The sequence below is a fragment of the Brevibacillus sp. NRRL NRS-603 genome, assembly GCF_003013445.1.
In the GTDB taxonomy this organism is placed as follows: domain Bacteria; phylum Bacillota; class Bacilli; order Brevibacillales; family Brevibacillaceae; genus Brevibacillus; species Brevibacillus formosus.
In genome coordinates this window covers 89,843-105,426 of record NZ_PXZN01000008.1, presented here as the reverse complement: position 1 = coordinate 105,426, position 15,584 = coordinate 89,843, and the positions used below count along the sequence as shown (strand labels likewise).

Below are 15,584 nucleotides of genomic sequence, written 5' to 3'. Positions count from 1 at the left end.
AATGACTCGATTTTTAATTAAGATGGCTGTTAACGGGATTATTGTTGTCGCTTGTTTATGGTGGTTTGCAAATGCATCCTGGACATCCGCAATTTTAACGGCACTCGGTTTGACCGTCATCGCATATCTGATTGGCGATCAATTGATATTACGAGCTACCAATAATATTACGGCCACGATTGCAGATGCAGTGATCGCTGCTATTTACTTATGGGCAGTTGCCAGATGGTTGGATTGGCCATTAAGTTTCGGCGAGTTAATCATTACGGTAGCTCTTTTAGGTGTGGCAGAACTTGCGTACCATCGCTTTTTGGGTATATACGATCATAATCGTATCCAGAAAGAACCCGGAAAATAATTCTCCTCTTCCTTTGAGGGGATATATCCTGTCCCTCTTGTAAATCTTATCTTTGGGTTACATCACAAAGTTAGGAGAACCCAAATGGATATCAAAACTCTACTGAGTACTGGGAGGACGTTAATGGGTATTTTATCAGGCAATCCGCAAAATGAACCCATGCATTATGGTGAGGTTTTTGGAGTATGGATGTACTTAGCAACAACAAAAGGCTTGCTTGCTAGTTATCAAACAGCGCTCAACCATACTGGTGATCATGATCTGAAAAGCTTCCTCGAAGACATTACGCGAAGCATGAAACAAGAAGTGGAACAGCTGGATGAATTGCTCAAAGTGAATGGGATTGGATTGCCACCAGCCCCACCGGATCGCCCTGTAGCGAATCTGGAAAGTATTCCGGCTGGTGCTCGTATGAATGACCCAGAGATCGCTACTGGTGTTTCAAGAGACATTGCAGCCGGGTTGGTTACCTGCAGCCAAATGATGGCTCAATCCATCCGGGAAGATATCGGAATGCTTTTTGGTCAATACCATGTTGCAAAAGCTCAATTTGGTCTGAGATTGCTCCGCATTTTAAAAGAAAAAGGCTGGTTGGTTCCGCCGCCTCTTCATATGCAAGCGCCAGAACTTGTCCATGCCTAATCTTGGTGATAAGCACTGCCTGATGGGTGGTGCTTATCGTTTTTTAGCCTATTTGGGACTGGGGGATACGCGATTGAAAAAAACAATGATCGGTGCCTTTCTTTTTGGAGTAGGCATCATTGGCATGCTGGATGGCATTATCTTTCACCAAATATTGCAGTGGCATAGTGTAGATATGTATGGAGATCGACACCATCAGATCATGAGTGATGGTTTCTTCCATTTATTTGTAACGGTCATCATTTTCCTATCGGGCATTCTCCTGTGGAAAAGCAACCCTGTCGGGACTGCGTATTATTTCTGGAGTAGTTTTTTCCTTGGAGCTGGTATATTTAACTTGGTGGAAGGAATCGTTAACCATCATCTCCTGCAAATTCATCACGTCAAGCCGGGCCACGCTCAATTCTTATACGATATTTCTTATGATTTATTCGCACTTCTGCTGATTGGTATCGGATGGCTACTGTATAGGCGAACAAAATCCAAATAAGCCATTCCGTTCTGTCGGTTAACGGGTAGCGTGCTCGTACAATGCCTGCGCGAACTCCTCCATCAATTCTCGCTTCGCCAACAGCTTTAGCATCTGTTGAGGCAAGCCTTCTACTCCGTAATAAGCACCTGCCAATTGACCGTAGACGGCTCCCGTCGTATCCGCATCATCTCCGAGATTTACCGCAAGGAACAGACCTTCTTCAAAAGAACTACTTGAATAAAAAGCCCAAAGCGCCGCTTCAAGCGAATCGACGACATACCCCGATCCTTTGATCTCTTTTCTAGTTTTCCTTTTATAGGAGCCATTCGCGACACGGGCGATATCAGGATCAAGCGGCTGCTTTTCCCATAGACCCGCTACTGGAGAAAACGAATCAGTGAGCAACTCCTCCTTGGAAATACCCTGTAGAGCACCCAGGAGCAGTGCCCCCAAAAAACGACAGCCGTCTACTGCCTTTGCTGTCGCGTGAGTAGTGCGAGAACTTTGCGCACAGTAATCGATGGCGAGCGACGGTTGATTAGCATAATAGAGTGCGACAGGTGCTAGCCTCATAATGGAGCCATTCCCTGCCGACATCGGATGATCCGGTCCGCTGAATGGATTTTTCGTCTGCTCAAAACGCCACAGCGCTTCTTTGGTGATATTCCCGATATCGAAGCAATGATCCTTGCAGCTCATATAACCCTCTCGAAACCAGGCTACATAGCGGTTCATCTGATCAACCGGATTGAAGCCGTTCTGCGTAATCAAGCTCTCAGCCAGGCACAGGGCCATCGAGGTATCATCCGTCCATTCTCCCGGCTTTAAATGGAATGGTCCTCCCCCGACCATTTCTGTAAGCGGCTCGAAGGTACCCGGTTTGCGAAATTCTAAAGTTGTGCCGAGTGCATCTCCAACGGCCAAGCCTAGCAAACTTCCAGCATAGCGGTCACGCAATTCCATACCTATCCACACCTTTTTTCAGAATTATCTGTTCATATCAAACAAAACATCTGGCAATGACATTTTGACCGACATATTGTTCGTTCAATTCATCTGTCGCTACCTTTTCTTCGGTGCTCGCAAGCGTGATAATCTGCGGCAGTACCAGCTTGTAACGCTCCTCCATCACGGTTTCAAGAACGTACTGTTCCTCTTCGTCCCACAAAAGAATTCCTGCTAAAATTCTGGTCTCCACACAGATCCCCTCCATTTTTTCTTTTTGAATATGTACGAAAGACGGGTACAATGACCCGCCTTCTAGTGCCTTACGTAATGTGTAATGTGTATACTTACTGCTCTTTTTTCAGACGTGCATCCAGAACAAAGTTGCCGAAGGGCAGTAACGAAGCGATAAATGCCCCAATCACTTTTAAGAAGGACCATTTATTGGTCATTGTAACATGTGCTAACGCCAAAATATACAGGACAAAAAACAATCCATGAAGCGAGCCGGCAATTTTTACTGCGGCTGGATAATCCCAAAAATACTTGAGCGGCATAGCAATCCCGAGAAGGACCAAATACGAGACACCTTCGATTAGGCCGATGAGACGGAAACGTCCGAGGGCAGAATTCATCATGTGCGGGTACCATCCTTGCCATTGAAATTATCACCATTATAAACGAAAAACTATCATAATGTTGAAAATAGTCCAATGTTCATAATAAATTCAAAATCAACGGCCCCAGGCTTCTTTTCGGATGCGTTCCATCCAACGCATCTCTGCGCGCAAATGCTCAATGGCACCGATTAGAATCGCTCGTGCTCCCCAGCTAAGCCTCTCTCTTTTTTCCTCCTGGATCGATTCCAATAATCCAGCTAACCGTCTTACCTCTTGGATGTTAACTTCCAAGGCCTCATCCATTTTTTGCGGATCACCGTACGAAGCAAAAGTAAGAGCCGCGTAGATCGGATTGGTCAGCTGCATCGGTTTTTGCAGTTCTTCCAAGAGCAGCTGTTGGAATTGCTCTTCGCCTTTTGGCGTGATCCCATACATCTTCTTATCTGGGCGGCTAGTCTCACGAATGACTTCTTTGACCTCAATCATCCCGCTCTTTTCCAGTTGGTCGAAGGCATAGTAGAGGGAGCCTTTTGCGTATTTCATGTAACAATCCATTCCTCTAACCTTCACCTGCTGCTGAACCTCGTAGGGATGCTTCTCCCCTTCCATCAGCAATCCCAGAACAAGCAATTTTAGACTCATGACGATTCTCCTCTACCCGTGTTCCGGTTTCGGTGCGGTAGGCGATTTCCCCAGTGCCCTATCATTTCCCATCAGCAAAATGCACACGAGAGCAAGAACAGCAGGAACGAGCGCCCACATAAACGTATTCGCAATCGAAGAAGCGAGAATATCAATCATTTTATCCAAAACAGGAGCCGGAATGGATTCGCGCGCTTCTGGTGTCAAAATCGCTCGCGGGTCTGTAATAGCATTCGTCATCCCTTGACCCCCGAAGGCAGAGAACAAGCCGCTTTCAAACGAGTTGCGTTGCAAGATCCCAAACACGGTGATCCCCAAGGTCATCCCCAATGAACGGGAGAAAGAGTTCGTCGAGCTGGCCGATCCTCTTTGACGCATATCAAAGCCATGAATGGCTGAAATTCCCAAGGTGGAGAAAGAGAAGCCCACGCCAAACCCTGCAATCACCATATAAAGTGTAACGATTGAACGAGGAATCTCAGGCGTCAGTGTACTCAAAAGAAAAATACCTGGGATGAAAAAGACTGCGGACAGAAGCATAATATTGCGGAAGCTGGTCTTCGACGTCAGAAATCCTCCTACTTGGCTTCCAACAACCGAACCGAGCATCATCGGTGTCAACAGCAATCCGGCATTCGTCGCTGACCCGCCATATACACCTTGGATAAAAATCGGCAGGTACACCGTAGCAATAATGAAAGCAGATCCATACAACAGTGCAATTGCATTTGTCGTGGCAAATAACCGCTTCTTGAACATGGAGAACGAAATAATCGGATCAGATGCCCGCTTCTCGACAAATAGAAAAATGACAAACAACAAGAAAAAGGAAGAGAACAATCCAATAATCTGCATCGAATCCCACGCGTATTGATTGCCTCCCAGCTCCAGTGCAAACATCAGACTCACTACAGCACCGACCAGCGTAATCGCTCCCCACCAGTCAATGCTTTGCTTGCGGTATTCCAGCGATTCCTTGTAATACATCGAGATCAACCAGAGGGACACAGCACCAATTGGTACATTGATGTAAAAGATCCAATGCCAGCTGACATACTCGGTAAGATACGCCCCTAGCAAAGGTCCAAATACGCTGGACGTACCGAATACAGCTCCGAAAAGTCCCGTCATCTTTCCACGCTTCTCCGGCGGGAATACATCAAAAATAATCGTGAAGGCAATCGGCATCAGCGCTCCGCCGCCAATCCCTTGAATCGCCCGATAAATGCTCAACTCAACGATGCTGTTTGCCGTCCCGCATAAAATGGACCCTAACAAAAATACAATGAGACCAAATACGTAAAAACGTTTTCGCCCATACATATCAGAGAGCTTACCAAATATCGGCATCCCCGCCATCGTAGCGACCATGTATGCTGATGTCACCCAAACAAACTTATCCATGCCGCCCATCTCACCGACAATCGTACCCATCGCTGTCGCGACAATGGTATTGTCCATGGAAGCCATCAGGAGACCTAGCAGCAGCCCCGCTAATACCATATTCACTTTACTTTCTCTTGCAATCATTGCTTCGCCCTCCTGAGTGGTCAAATCAAAGTACTATACGTTATTATATTCAAATTTGACTACATCTCGAAAAAAACTGCTCCTTTTTCGCGGAGCATTGTTCTCTGTTTATTACCGCCCGAATGGTGTTGGGCTAAATGGGGATGGCTGCTGGGCCTGATTGCCCTTCCACATTTTATACGCCGCTTCTGACATCGGCTCCACTGTCGGCTTAATCTCTCCAGTGAATGGATTCTTATTATAGGGCAGGTTAAACGTCCGTGTCCCGTCGCTCTTGCGCAGCAAAGAACCATCCGACAGCTCCACCCAACTACTTCCTGGTCCTCCCTCGTCTACGACATAGAGGCCGTTATCATCCCAGGCCGGATACGTTGGCACCTTATTTACCGGAGGACGTGTAGTCTTCTGTTTCTTGACTGTTTTGCTTGAGGGTTTCGTCTTTTGTGTTTTCTTCTTCGGTGTGCTCGTTTTAGCAGCTGCTACCGCTTTTGTTTTTGGCTTCCCTTCGCTTTGTTTTTGCGCTGACGCTGCTACAGGTGCTGACACAGCCACAGGCTTTTCAACCGGATAGGCGGAAATGTTTGCGGCCCGGGGACCTTGATTGGCCAAATCCATAGCAGGCTTGGCAGTACCTGCTTTTTGCGAGACAGATGATGTTTTCGTATCCGTTTGTCCATCTGTTTTCACCGCGTGAATCAATGTCGGCCACAAATAGGCGTTGAAGCCTAGTAAAGCGACCATCAAGGCAATACCTACGATTTTTTTCATAATGAGGACTCCTATGACTGAATGATTAGGAAATAGAGCAATGACTTCTGGCCTATATCAAAATTTTAGACGATTGGAAGAAAAAAGAAAACACCTTACATAAACAAACTCCTTCTCATGTTGGTCTTGAGAAGGAGTTTGTTTTGCAGGAGTTTCTCGGGCGATTCATTTCAGAGCAGCTTCTTGCTTCTGGGAATGCTGTTTAATTAGCTCCATAGTGTGATCAAGCAAGTTTTTGCCTCCCGTTTTCCCATGCCCGGGTACAACGGTTTCGATATGTGGATATTTTTCGATTACCTTCTGAACGGAGTCATCCCACTGCTCTACATTGGCATCGGAAAGATTACCGAGGTCCTTGGCACCCAGTGCTTTGACGAAGCACCCACCAAATAATATTTTGGATTGGGGAAGCCAAACGGTAATGTTATCTTTCGTATGCCCTTCCCCGGGATAATAGGCTTCTAAGATGGTGTCGCCTAGCTTTATTACTGGCTTTTCATCGAGTGTCGGATTGGGGGAAGGATATCCATATTCTTTCGCTAGTTTTGCCGTCAAACGTGTACTGCGTACATCTATTTTTTGATCGAGTAATGCCCGGATACCTGAAATGCTGTCATCATGTGCATGTGTAATCAGCGCTAGCACAACGTCTTTCTTCCAATGCTTCTTGATCATCTGTAAGAGCTCTTCCGTTTTTTGGGTGTCGCCCCAGGCTGTATCAATCAGGACAACTCCTTTGGAAGTAGAAACGATTAAGCCATTGTGGTCATAGGTTGCGCCATTCCATTCCTGATAAGATGTATGTAACCATACTTTGTCATTTAATTTTGTTAACACAATGCTTTTCCCTGGATTGGTAATCTGGGTGGGAGTTGATGTTGTAGTCTGGGCAATCGTTTGATTAGAAAAAGTTGTTAGAGCAACGGCCACTGTCAGGAACAAACTGCATATCATTTTCCCTATCCATCCCTTACGAATCTTCAACCGAATCTCCACCTTTCTAACGCGGATTTTGCTTTTGCCTGTTTCAAACATCTAAGCGATATCCATATCGCGGAATCGTCGTGATTTGCTGCCCGTAGTGCCGAAGCTTTTTCCTTAATCGATACACGAGCGCATTGACTTCCACCCGTCCAACATTTGGGACATTCCCCTCTTGCAGCATTCGCTCTGGCCAAACGGTCAGCATAATTTCTTCAAAACTAACGGCTTGGTTCGCCTTTTGGTATAGAAGCTTCAGCAAATCCATATCTTTTCCGGTTAAAGGCTGCCTAGTTCCGTCGATACGAACTTCTCGTCTCTCCAAATGAAACTCTAAACCTGGCAAAAGCGACGCGATCTTCGGCTGCGTGAAAGGGAGCTCTACCGTATCATCCAGTCTATTGACCTCTCGTAAAAAGACGAGCTCGGCAACCCCTTTTGACAAGCTTATTTGATCCCCGTGACGAAGAATGTGAGAGGAATAATGAAGCGGTGTCCCGTTTACCTCTGTGCCATGCTTGCTCTCCAGATCAATAATTTTGTAATCGTTCCCGATCCTTTGAAAGGCTGCATGCATTCTCGAAATGTACGGACTGGAAAATGTAATGTCCAGTTGAAAGCTTGTCCCCCTCCGCCCGATTGTACAACGATCCTTAGTAAGATATTTGCGCGTGGCAAATTGGCTGGGGTCTCCTTTTTTTACAAGTAAGTATGCACCATTATCTATCATCTGGTGATCACCTCACGCGTTGATCGATTACGGTTTTGCAGCCGTCAGTGCGTCAACAGCAATCTTGGTAGCTTCAGCAATGAGCGCATCATCATAAGCAGCGTCCTGCTTATCTCTCTTAGACAGCACTGCAATGACAATGGGCTTTTTATTCGGTGGCCATATGATACCTATATCGTTTCGCGTTCCATAGCTTGCCGCCCCCGTCTTATCTCCAACCTTCCAGTCTTTAGGAACGCCCGCTCGAATCAGTTTGGCTCCCGTTGTGTTGCCTTGCAGCCACTCAATAAGAATCTTCTGCTTGTCAGACGGCAGCACATTCCCTACCGTATAGGCTCGGAGGCTCGTTGCAAGTGCTTTAGGTGTGCTTGTATCGCGAATATCTTCTGGTTTGGCCTCATTCAATTCCGTCTCATAGCGCTCGGATGTCGTAACACCATCACCAATCTGTCTCAAAGCTGATTCAAAGCCTTTAGGTCCACCCAATTCTTTGAACAACAGATTTCCTGCCGTGTTGTCGCTATAGCGCACCGCAGCGTCTGCTACCTCACGAAGAGTCATCCCGGTCGCTACATGTTTTTCTGTGATAGGTGAATACGTGACGAGATCGTCCTTAGTGTAGGTGATGACTTTGTCGAGCTCTTCCAACGGTTTCTGATGCAAGACCGCACCTGCAGCTAAAGCCTTGTACGTAGAAGCAAAAGCGAACCGTTCATCTTCGCGGTAAGCAACCGCCAGATCTGTTTCGGTATCGATCGCATATACGCCGAGCCTCGCATCAAACTTGTTTTCCAGCGCAGCGAACTTTTGATCCATTGCAGATGCAGGCGTTTCCGTTTTTCCGACAGGCGTTTCAGCAGAAGAGCAACCCGCAAGTGTGAGAAGTGTGAGAAAAATCGTTTTCACTGTGAATCCGAATAGTTTTGACTGGTGAACTTTCATGGATGACAAACCTCTTTCTAGGAAGATAACAACTGTAGATTACATCAGTAATACCGTATTACAATTGTAATCAATTGATTTTACGATAATATTACACGCGTAATCCACTAGTGTCAATCTCCTTTTATGAAGGAAAAGAGCTACATTCAGCTATTCTTGAAAAAAAGACGCCCTTTCAAGCAAACTGGATAACCGAAAATGGTTTTTCCATGTCAGCTTGAAAGGGCGTGCTTTATTTCTTGGGATGCTCAGTCGATGCTTGTTTCGCATCCAATATGGAACGCAGCTCCTGAATCTCCTCGTCCGATAAGGACTCCTTCTGGATGAACTGAACCAACATCGATTTTAGAGCGCCGCTGTAAATCCGCTGCAAAAATGACTGTGCCTCAGCGTGCTGGCATTCATTTTGTGAGTACAACGGATAAAATGTATAGACTCTTTGGTTTTGATTGACGCCAACAGCATTTTTTTGAACCAAACGATTCAAAAGAGTACGTACTGTTTTTGGGTTCCAATCTGTTTGACCTTGCAAGGAGGAAATAATTTCGTTGGCCGTCAGCGGCGACTTTTCCCATAGCACGTTCATCACTCGCCATTCCGCTTCTGAAATACTTGGCATAGATGTAGACACTGAAGTCTCCCCCTTTCGAAAATAATGACTGTAGGAGCAAAGGCTAGTAGAGACCTTTCGCTTTCAAAATAGATAAGGTTATTTCTGCTGCTGCAGGTCCATTCGCTTCAGCTTCGCTTTGTATATTGGTAGCAAAGAAGTAGGTGCCTTCCTTGTTCTCTACATATCCGACAAACCAACCGTTCACATCTTTTTGATTGACGGTGCCCGTACCTGTTTTTCCGTAGAGAATCGAGTCCGCCTTTTTCGATAACCGAATGGAGTCTTTCACCGTCTGGATATTATTTTCTTGAAAGCCCAACTGGTTTGTATAGAACGCTTTTAATAATTGTACCTGCTCCACCGGAGAAATCTTCAAGGAAGATTCTATCCAATATTCGCCGATTCCACCAGCTGTATTGGTATTCCCGTAGTTCAATTGTTCCAGAAAAGCTTGAACCATATCCGGAGAGATGCTTTTATCCATCTCTTTAAAATACCAGTTCGTGGAGTTTCGCATCGCTGTAAATAGATCTTGATCCCGGTTCCACTGCTCATATGGATAGTGGATTCCATCCCATTTTAACAGGGAATCTTTGCTCGAAATCACACCCGTCTCCAAACCAAACAAGGAGAGAAAAATCTTGTAGGTGGAGTTGGGTGAAACTCGTTGTGTACTTCCTGCCTCGTTGTAAATCCGATACTGGTCGGCTTTCAAATCATATAAGACAAAACTGCCTTCAAAGCCACGGAAATAGTTGTCCAAATCCTCGTAAATGGTTCGATCATCTTGAAAATGATAGCGGCTGCGATCGTCGGCTAATGCGGAACCAACAAGAACCTGACTGGCAACCAATACGACCACCATGGAAAAAATGACTGTACTTTTCAGCTGCAACAGCTTTGACTCGGTCTTGTGAGATGCGATGTTCTCGATTCGTTTTTTAACTGCCTTCTTGGAACCGTTTAACTGATTGGCCAAAATGACATTTCCGGCTCGACTTTCTTTATCCAAAAACTTAATGATGGTATGACCATATTCCAAATAATTTCGTTTGTCTAAAAAGCTCAATACAGCCACATCACAAGCAATTTCACGGTCCACTCTCATTTCCCGAAAAGCCAGCCAAACTAAAGGATGGAACCAATACAAAAGCTGATACACAACGGTCACATAGTTCATGACGATATCATGGTTTTTTTGGTGCATCAGTTCATGCAAAAAGATATATTTCATTTCATTGATCGACAGCCATTCATCAAAATGACTGGGAAGGACTACATACGTCTTAAAAACGCCAAAAGTCATCGGAGATTTGACCTGATTGGATTGTGCCAACACGATATGCCGCGTTATTTTTACATCCTTCTTGCATTGTTCAAATAAATCGATGATTTCTTGATTGGTGACCACAGATGCTGTCCGCTTAATCTGCTGGATTTTTAACCCGGCTGATAACGTGATGGAAGCACAAACGATCATGCCGATTACCCATATGCTGACGAAAATCGCAGGAAAGGAGTCTGGTGTATAGCGACTTACCGACAACGTTAAATCCTGTACCCAATTCGCATTTTCAAACACAGGAGCTTGCGCAGCGAGCGTCGAGCTGCCAGCTTCCATACGCTGATTCATGTCTGAAACAAAAAGATTTCCAAAATCAAAAAAGGAATTCGGGATAAAAGCTGGCGTCAAAGCGACCAACAAGAGAAACCACAAATGGTATTTCCATTTAGCCGACAGATGGGAGCGAAATACTTTTCGAATCAAGAAAATAAGCGCAATCGTGCAGGAAGAAATGATCAAGCTTATCACCACATGATTGACAAACATGCTACCTGTCTCCCTCCCTACTTATACAGGGTGTCTAGATAAAAATAGAATCCGCATCAATTTTCCAGAGCAAGAGGAACACTCTTCAACCTGACAGGATTCTTCACGTTGATTAGCACAATTAGCTTCATTATGTCAAAAACGAGATCACGATACAAGTTATCGTCGATTGGAAGAAAAAAGGAAACACCTTCTTTACGATGGTAAGAAGGTGTTTCTAAACTGATTAGTTTGTTTTCAAAACATCGTGATCGACGTAACGCTCGCCGTTCAATTCGCTGATGACGTTAATTGCAACCTTGGCGCCATCACCAGATGTAATAATCGTATGTACGCTTACTCCCGCGCACGTGCCTGCTGCCCAAATTCCTTCGATGCTCGTCTTTCCTTGTGCATCGACATCGACAACGGTTTTGATCCGTGGCTCTGTACCTTCTTTGGTTTTTACCCCAATGGCTTCTGCCAAAGTTACGAGCGCTCCAGTTGCGAGAATCACATGCTGAGTCTCAAAGCTGCCTTTTTCCGCTGTCTCTACGAGAAAGCCTTGCTCTGTTTTGGTAATGTTGCTGACTTGATCCGCTACCAGCTCCGCACCGAATTTCGCTGCTTGCTTTTTACCAATTTCAATGAGATCTGGACCGGAGATTTCCATGATGCCGTAGTGATTTTCCATCCACGCGCGCTTGGTCATGCTTTTGTCATTATCAATCAGCAACGTCTTCTTACCTGCTTTTGCAGCAAACAACGCTGCACTTCCTCCTGCCGGGCCTGCTCCAATAATTACGATATCAAACAAAGAAATCTCTCCCTTCCAAAATAACTTTCACAACATAATTATATGCTAAGTATGATAAACGTAGCAATATCTATTAACTAGTTTATCCAGTGATTTTTATTTAGCTTCGAACGCAATTCACATTTATTTAGTTCTAATGCAATGCAATATTCAAAAAACTATTGATATAATCAAAAGTTTATATTATCTTATTAACTGGTAAATATTTGAAACAGGAGGATTAAAATGATTGATTTTATCAAAAAAGGAAAAAGATTGTTTTTAACCTCTCTTGCCTCAATGATGCTATTCAGCACTGTTCTTACCCCTAGTTTTGCTGCTGAGACAGATGTATTAACCAAATCATCCGTGAATGAAATGCTTCAATACGAATTTTCAAATGAGGTCATGTCAGAAGACAAAGATGATCTTGAAAAATCACTTACCGATACTTTCGACAACCTAGACCTTGTTCTTAAAGGTATGAAATCCGATAGGGATCTTCAAGCAGCATTTTTAGAAAAGACTTCACTTGAAGATGATGTAAAAAGAGATTTGGAGGAGTATTTTTCCACCAGTCAAGATGATGAAAAAAAGCTGAGCAATTTAATTCGTGATGTAAAAGACCAAATAGCTGAAAATCATTCGGTATTGCCCGAAATAACAGAAGTTCTGCTGTTGCAAAGTAACTCAAGCATTAAAAGCGAAGAAAAGGTCCAAGCTACCATATTACCAATTCTTTTAAGGTTTGCTCTTAAAGAAGCAGTTAAGAAAAAAATGGGGAAGAAAATACAGAGAATGGCTTATGACGAATTTGAGGAAAGAATAGAGCCTGAGCTATGGGCAGAAGTTGAAGCCTTGCACGAGCAATATAGTGGCGATATTGATTATGACGGTCCAGAGTCCAAAAATGCTAGAAATGGCATTATCCAAGGAGAAAAAGTTTTTGATATTATTGACAAGAGGACGGGAAAAGACTTATTGAGGTTCCATATGAAAAGGGTAGATAGAGGTAAAAGCATAGACTTCCATTGGCATAAAAAAGATGATAATTTTAAGTGGCATCATGGTCAGACTCAAATTACCAGAAAAAATCAATTTCCAGAGCATTGGGGAGAAGATTAATGAAGTAGTAGTTTAGTTAGCCAGATTTTCTTTTCTTTGAATAAGGAGTGTATGACAATCGAACTGCGAATAGGTTTTTTGATTGGTAAAAAATTGGATTTGAAAAGAATCGACGAGATTTTATACACCCATGAAAACAAACAAGCTGCATCTTGTAAGGTAGTATTAGACTTTATGGAGATGGACCCAGAGATTTTTTTAAATCGTCCCTTCTCTTCCACAGAACAGGTACCCATTAAAGATCCCGATTTCCTTGAAGCTGAACTTTCCCAATTGTACGATTTTGTATGGGTTGAAGTATTAGGGGGAATTGAGAGGCACGGGCACCCTTCTGTCACTATCTCTGATACAGAATATGAAGGTAAGCTCATCCATACATTAGACAAGCGAATGTTCATCTTTTTACGAGATATCATTAGTGACGATCAAGGGATACAACTTCTTGAGAAAATCCTCCATGTCCCAAAACCATTACAATGGCTCGTCCTCCCAAAAAAAGACGGAAAAACCCCACCCCCAGACTATATTCTTGACGAGATGGAGCAATGGGTACGCAAATTGATTGCATACAAGGTAGACGAATAAACAGGGAAAGGGCTATCTGAAACGTCTTGTAACGGACAATGAGATAGCCCTCTTCTTTTACGAAGATTGTGTAATCCAGAAGCGACGAATTAACAATCCATCGTCGTCTGTACATTCTGACTCAAAAACGCCGCCGTTCTTCCGAATCGTTTTCTCCGATGCAACATTATCATAATCGCAAATCACCAGTACTTCCTTTATCCCCAGCTCGCTCGTGATGTTTAAGGCTTGCGCTAAAATTTCCGTCGCATATCCTTTGCGTCTCTCCGAAGGCCGAATTCCATATCCGATATGCCCGCTGTTTTTGCGTAGACGCTCGTTGAGACGATGACGAATATTCACCGTCCCCAATATGCGCCGCTCCTCATTCACGAGCCAATACGTCGAATGAGGAACATAGCCATCCGGAAGATTTTCCTCGCTGCTCTCACTCTCCAGAAATTCCAGATACGCAGGAAAATCATAGGGCTCCCGATCCACCACCCACGGTACGATAGGTTCTCCGCTTTCTTTCCACTCTTCGTAGAAGGAAATATACTCTGCTTGAAGTTCTGCACAAGGCTTCATTAAATACAGTTGCCCAGCCATCGACTTCACTCCCCTTGCACATTTTGGCGTAAAATTCTTTCTATTATAGTCGAAAGGAGCGAGAGCTACCAGCCCTTAGATGTGAACATTGATCCTCTTTAGCTGTTCTTTATAATCCCAGTTTTCGGGTTTTCTCCCATCTTTACTAAACCATTTTGCCCCCTCTTCGATCCATATTTGTCTAAACTCCTCGATTGTAAATGGCTCAGTCAGCGCATCATCGTGAAAACCTGATTGAAAAAAACAGCAAGGACAAATTTCTTGACTCGCGTACCCACGTTTATCTCTCTGCGGAAAATCCAATCCATCGTACCCGCAAACCATGCATGTGTACATATTCTCACCTCAATGTTTTCTTGATATCTTAATTTTTGAACTATGTCCTGCTAAAATCCTTCCTGGCATTAGCAGTACGTTTAACAAAAGCAGCTTCTTCCCTCCACGACAGCTACAAATTATAAACAAAAAAACGCGGCACAAGCAACGAATCGCCTGTGCCACGCTCTTAACTGATTAATATTTGTTAAACAACATGATCCAGAGGGAACCTGCAACGATTGTAAATACAATCACAAGTCCAAGAATCAATGTCTGTACGTTGTAGCGTGGTTTTTCTCCTTCACGGATGTGCATGAAGAAGACCAACTGAATTACGAACTGCAAGACCGCCATTACCAAGATCGAGATCACGGTCGCCGTTTTACTCAAAATCGGGTTCATGACCAGTACGAGTGGGATAATGGTGAGCACGATCGACAGGATAAAACCGATTACGTACTCTTTCATCGATCCGTGACTATGATGTCCGCCATGGTTTTGATGTTGTGCCACCTTACATCACCCCCATCAAGTAAACGACTGTGAAGAGGAAGATCCACACAACGTCAAGGAAGTGCCAGTACAAGCTAAAGTTGGTAATTTTGCGGCGAGTAACCGCAGAGATTCCACGACGCTTCAGCTGCATCATCAACGCAGTCATCCAGAACAGACCAAGCGTTACGTGCAATCCGTGTGTACCAACCAGTGTGTAGAAAGCGGACCAGTAGCCGCTAGTCGCCATGGTTGCGCCTTCGCTCATCAAGTGCATAAACTCAGTGACTTCCAACACTACGAAAGACAGTCCCAAAAGACCAGTTACAGCCAGCCAAGCAATCAGCTGCTTGACGTTGCCTTTGTTCATCGCCAGAACAGCGAGACCGCTGGTAAAGCTACTTGTCAACAAGATGAAGGTTGAAGCAATAACGCCTGGCAGCTGGAACAATTCCTGTCCAGTTGGTCCACCAGCAAAACTATTCATCATTACCGCATATGTTGCAAACAACGTACCGAACAACACGCAGTCTGTTACAACGAAAATCCAAAAACCGAGAACCTTAAGTTGCTCATGCTCTTCATGATGGTCGTGGCCGTGACCATGGTCATGTTGCTGCGCCATCG

At 44.4% G+C, this 15,584-nt stretch carries 20 protein-coding genes; 5 read left to right on the top strand and 15 right to left on the bottom strand.

What is annotated here, in order from left to right; all coding sequences use genetic code 11:
• Window position 1 precedes the first annotated feature (1 nt).
• The 3 genes from C7R94_RS03915 to C7R94_RS03905 all read left to right on the top strand — a co-directional run bounded on the left by C7R94_RS03915 (window position 2) and on the right by C7R94_RS03905 (window position 1,490).
• Window positions 2-358 carry a DUF2512 family protein gene (locus C7R94_RS03915; protein WP_106778551.1) on the top strand — a complete coding sequence of 119 codons (357 nt, stop codon included), beginning with the start codon at window positions 2-4 and terminating at the stop codon, window positions 356-358.
• A gap of 123 nt (window positions 359-481) precedes the next feature.
• Complete coding sequence (locus C7R94_RS03910; protein WP_106778550.1) at window positions 482-1,000, top strand: DUF3231 family protein; 519 nt, start codon at window positions 482-484, stop codon at window positions 998-1,000.
• Between the two features lie 73 nt (window positions 1,001-1,073).
• Entirely contained in the window at window positions 1,074-1,490 is a 417-nt protein-coding gene (locus C7R94_RS03905) for a DUF2243 domain-containing protein (RefSeq protein ID WP_233220471.1), read from the top strand.
• An 18-nt stretch (window positions 1,491-1,508) separates the two neighbouring features.
• Here the strand turns inward: C7R94_RS03905 and C7R94_RS03900 are convergent, their stop codons facing one another.
• The 12 genes from C7R94_RS03900 to C7R94_RS03845 all read right to left on the bottom strand — a co-directional run bounded on the left by C7R94_RS03900 (window position 1,509) and on the right by C7R94_RS03845 (window position 11,870).
• The gene (locus tag C7R94_RS03900) at window positions 1,509-2,435 is read right to left on the bottom strand and encodes an ADP-ribosylglycohydrolase family protein (protein WP_106778548.1); all 927 of its coding nucleotides are present in this window, start codon (window positions 2,433-2,435) and stop codon (window positions 1,509-1,511) included.
• A gap of 37 nt (window positions 2,436-2,472) precedes the next feature.
• On the bottom strand, window positions 2,473-2,670 hold the full coding sequence (locus C7R94_RS03895) for a hypothetical protein (protein WP_233220470.1): 198 nt from the start codon (window positions 2,668-2,670) through the stop codon (window positions 2,473-2,475).
• A 94-nt stretch (window positions 2,671-2,764) separates the two neighbouring features.
• Window positions 2,765-3,055, bottom strand: a complete 291-nt coding sequence (locus C7R94_RS03890; protein WP_047070474.1) for a DUF3817 domain-containing protein — start codon at window positions 3,053-3,055, stop codon at window positions 2,765-2,767.
• Between the two features lie 96 nt (window positions 3,056-3,151).
• On the bottom strand, window positions 3,152-3,679 hold the full coding sequence (locus C7R94_RS03885; protein ID WP_106778547.1) for a PadR family transcriptional regulator: 528 nt from the start codon (window positions 3,677-3,679) through the stop codon (window positions 3,152-3,154).
• Window positions 3,680-3,691: 12 nt separating this feature from the next.
• Window positions 3,692-5,209, bottom strand: a complete 1,518-nt coding sequence (locus C7R94_RS03880; RefSeq protein ID WP_106778546.1) for an MDR family MFS transporter — start codon at window positions 5,207-5,209, stop codon at window positions 3,692-3,694.
• A gap of 111 nt (window positions 5,210-5,320) precedes the next feature.
• Window positions 5,321-5,977 (bottom strand): hypothetical protein, encoded by a 657-nt coding sequence (locus C7R94_RS03875; RefSeq protein ID WP_106778545.1) that lies wholly within the window; start codon window positions 5,975-5,977, stop codon window positions 5,321-5,323.
• Window positions 5,978-6,142: 165 nt separating this feature from the next.
• Window positions 6,143-6,961 carry a subclass B1 metallo-beta-lactamase gene (bla, locus tag C7R94_RS03870; RefSeq protein WP_106778688.1) on the bottom strand — a complete coding sequence of 273 codons (819 nt, stop codon included), beginning with the start codon at window positions 6,959-6,961 and terminating at the stop codon, window positions 6,143-6,145.
• A 43-nt stretch (window positions 6,962-7,004) separates the two neighbouring features.
• The gene (locus C7R94_RS03865; protein WP_106778544.1) at window positions 7,005-7,688 is read right to left on the bottom strand and encodes an FHA domain-containing protein; all 684 of its coding nucleotides are present in this window, start codon (window positions 7,686-7,688) and stop codon (window positions 7,005-7,007) included.
• Window positions 7,689-7,715: 27 nt separating this feature from the next.
• Complete coding sequence (blaBBI, locus tag C7R94_RS03860) at window positions 7,716-8,630, bottom strand: BBI family class A beta-lactamase (RefSeq protein ID WP_106778543.1); 915 nt, start codon at window positions 8,628-8,630, stop codon at window positions 7,716-7,718.
• 232 nt (window positions 8,631-8,862) lie between these two features.
• Window positions 8,863-9,261: a penicillinase repressor BlaI gene (blaI, locus tag C7R94_RS03855; RefSeq protein ID WP_106778542.1), complete on the bottom strand. Its 399-nt coding sequence runs from the start codon at window positions 9,259-9,261 to the stop codon at window positions 8,863-8,865.
• A gap of 43 nt (window positions 9,262-9,304) precedes the next feature.
• Window positions 9,305-11,074 (bottom strand): BlaR1 family beta-lactam sensor/signal transducer, encoded by a 1,770-nt coding sequence (locus C7R94_RS03850; protein WP_106778541.1) that lies wholly within the window; start codon window positions 11,072-11,074, stop codon window positions 9,305-9,307.
• 226 nt (window positions 11,075-11,300) lie between these two features.
• Entirely contained in the window at window positions 11,301-11,870 is a 570-nt protein-coding gene (locus tag C7R94_RS03845) for an FAD-dependent oxidoreductase (protein ID WP_106778540.1), read from the bottom strand.
• Between the two features lie 225 nt (window positions 11,871-12,095).
• On the opposite strand from C7R94_RS03845, the gene C7R94_RS03840 reads away from it, so the two are divergent.
• Both C7R94_RS03840 and C7R94_RS03835 read left to right on the top strand, forming a co-directional pair.
• Window positions 12,096-12,974 carry a YpjP family protein gene (locus C7R94_RS03840; protein WP_106778539.1) on the top strand — a complete coding sequence of 293 codons (879 nt, stop codon included), beginning with the start codon at window positions 12,096-12,098 and terminating at the stop codon, window positions 12,972-12,974.
• A 51-nt stretch (window positions 12,975-13,025) separates the two neighbouring features.
• Complete coding sequence (locus C7R94_RS03835; RefSeq protein ID WP_106778538.1) at window positions 13,026-13,559, top strand: hypothetical protein; 534 nt, start codon at window positions 13,026-13,028, stop codon at window positions 13,557-13,559.
• Between the two features lie 57 nt (window positions 13,560-13,616).
• Here the strand turns inward: C7R94_RS03835 and C7R94_RS03830 are convergent, their stop codons facing one another.
• The 3 genes from C7R94_RS03830 to cyoC form a co-directional block, all read right to left on the bottom strand.
• Window positions 13,617-14,147 (bottom strand): GNAT family N-acetyltransferase, encoded by a 531-nt coding sequence (locus tag C7R94_RS03830; RefSeq protein WP_106778537.1) that lies wholly within the window; start codon window positions 14,145-14,147, stop codon window positions 13,617-13,619.
• Window positions 14,148-14,660: 513 nt separating this feature from the next.
• Window positions 14,661-14,978, bottom strand: a complete 318-nt coding sequence (gene cyoD / locus C7R94_RS03820) for a cytochrome o ubiquinol oxidase subunit IV (protein ID WP_047070463.1) — start codon at window positions 14,976-14,978, stop codon at window positions 14,661-14,663.
• A gap of 1 nt (window position 14,979) precedes the next feature.
• Window positions 14,980-15,582: a cytochrome o ubiquinol oxidase subunit III gene (gene cyoC, locus C7R94_RS03815; protein WP_106778535.1), complete on the bottom strand. Its 603-nt coding sequence runs from the start codon at window positions 15,580-15,582 to the stop codon at window positions 14,980-14,982.
• Window positions 15,583-15,584 lie beyond the last annotated feature (2 nt).

Excerpts from the sequence above, each read along its gene's own strand:
- C7R94_RS03915 (WP_106778551.1), top strand. The coding sequence starts at position 2 with ATGACTCGATTTTTAATTAAGATGGCTGTTAACGGGATTATTGTTGTC.
- C7R94_RS03900 (WP_106778548.1), bottom strand. The coding sequence starts at position 2,435 with ATGGAATTGCGTGACCGCTATGCTGGAAGTTTGCTAGGCTTGGCCGTT.
- C7R94_RS03835 (WP_106778538.1), top strand. The coding sequence starts at position 13,026 with ATGACAATCGAACTGCGAATAGGTTTTTTGATTGGTAAAAAATTGGAT.
- C7R94_RS03885 (WP_106778547.1), bottom strand. The coding sequence starts at position 3,679 with ATGAGTCTAAAATTGCTTGTTCTGGGATTGCTGATGGAAGGGGAGAAG.
- C7R94_RS03910 (WP_106778550.1), top strand. The coding sequence starts at position 482 with ATGGGTATTTTATCAGGCAATCCGCAAAATGAACCCATGCATTATGGT.
- C7R94_RS03880 (WP_106778546.1), bottom strand. The coding sequence starts at position 5,209 with ATGATTGCAAGAGAAAGTAAAGTGAATATGGTATTAGCGGGGCTGCTG.
- C7R94_RS03865 (WP_106778544.1), bottom strand. The coding sequence starts at position 7,688 with ATGATAGATAATGGTGCATACTTACTTGTAAAAAAAGGAGACCCCAGC.
- C7R94_RS03875 (WP_106778545.1), bottom strand. The coding sequence starts at position 5,977 with ATGAAAAAAATCGTAGGTATTGCCTTGATGGTCGCTTTACTAGGCTTC.
- C7R94_RS03840 (WP_106778539.1), top strand. The coding sequence starts at position 12,096 with ATGATTGATTTTATCAAAAAAGGAAAAAGATTGTTTTTAACCTCTCTT.
- blaBBI (WP_106778543.1), bottom strand. The coding sequence starts at position 8,630 with ATGAAAGTTCACCAGTCAAAACTATTCGGATTCACAGTGAAAACGATT.
- C7R94_RS03850 (WP_106778541.1), bottom strand. The coding sequence starts at position 11,074 with ATGTTTGTCAATCATGTGGTGATAAGCTTGATCATTTCTTCCTGCACG.
- C7R94_RS03830 (WP_106778537.1), bottom strand. The coding sequence starts at position 14,147 with ATGGCTGGGCAACTGTATTTAATGAAGCCTTGTGCAGAACTTCAAGCA.
- C7R94_RS03890 (WP_047070474.1), bottom strand. The coding sequence starts at position 3,055 with ATGATGAATTCTGCCCTCGGACGTTTCCGTCTCATCGGCCTAATCGAA.
- cyoC (WP_106778535.1), bottom strand. The coding sequence starts at position 15,582 with ATGGCGCAGCAACATGACCATGGTCACGGCCACGACCATCATGAAGAG.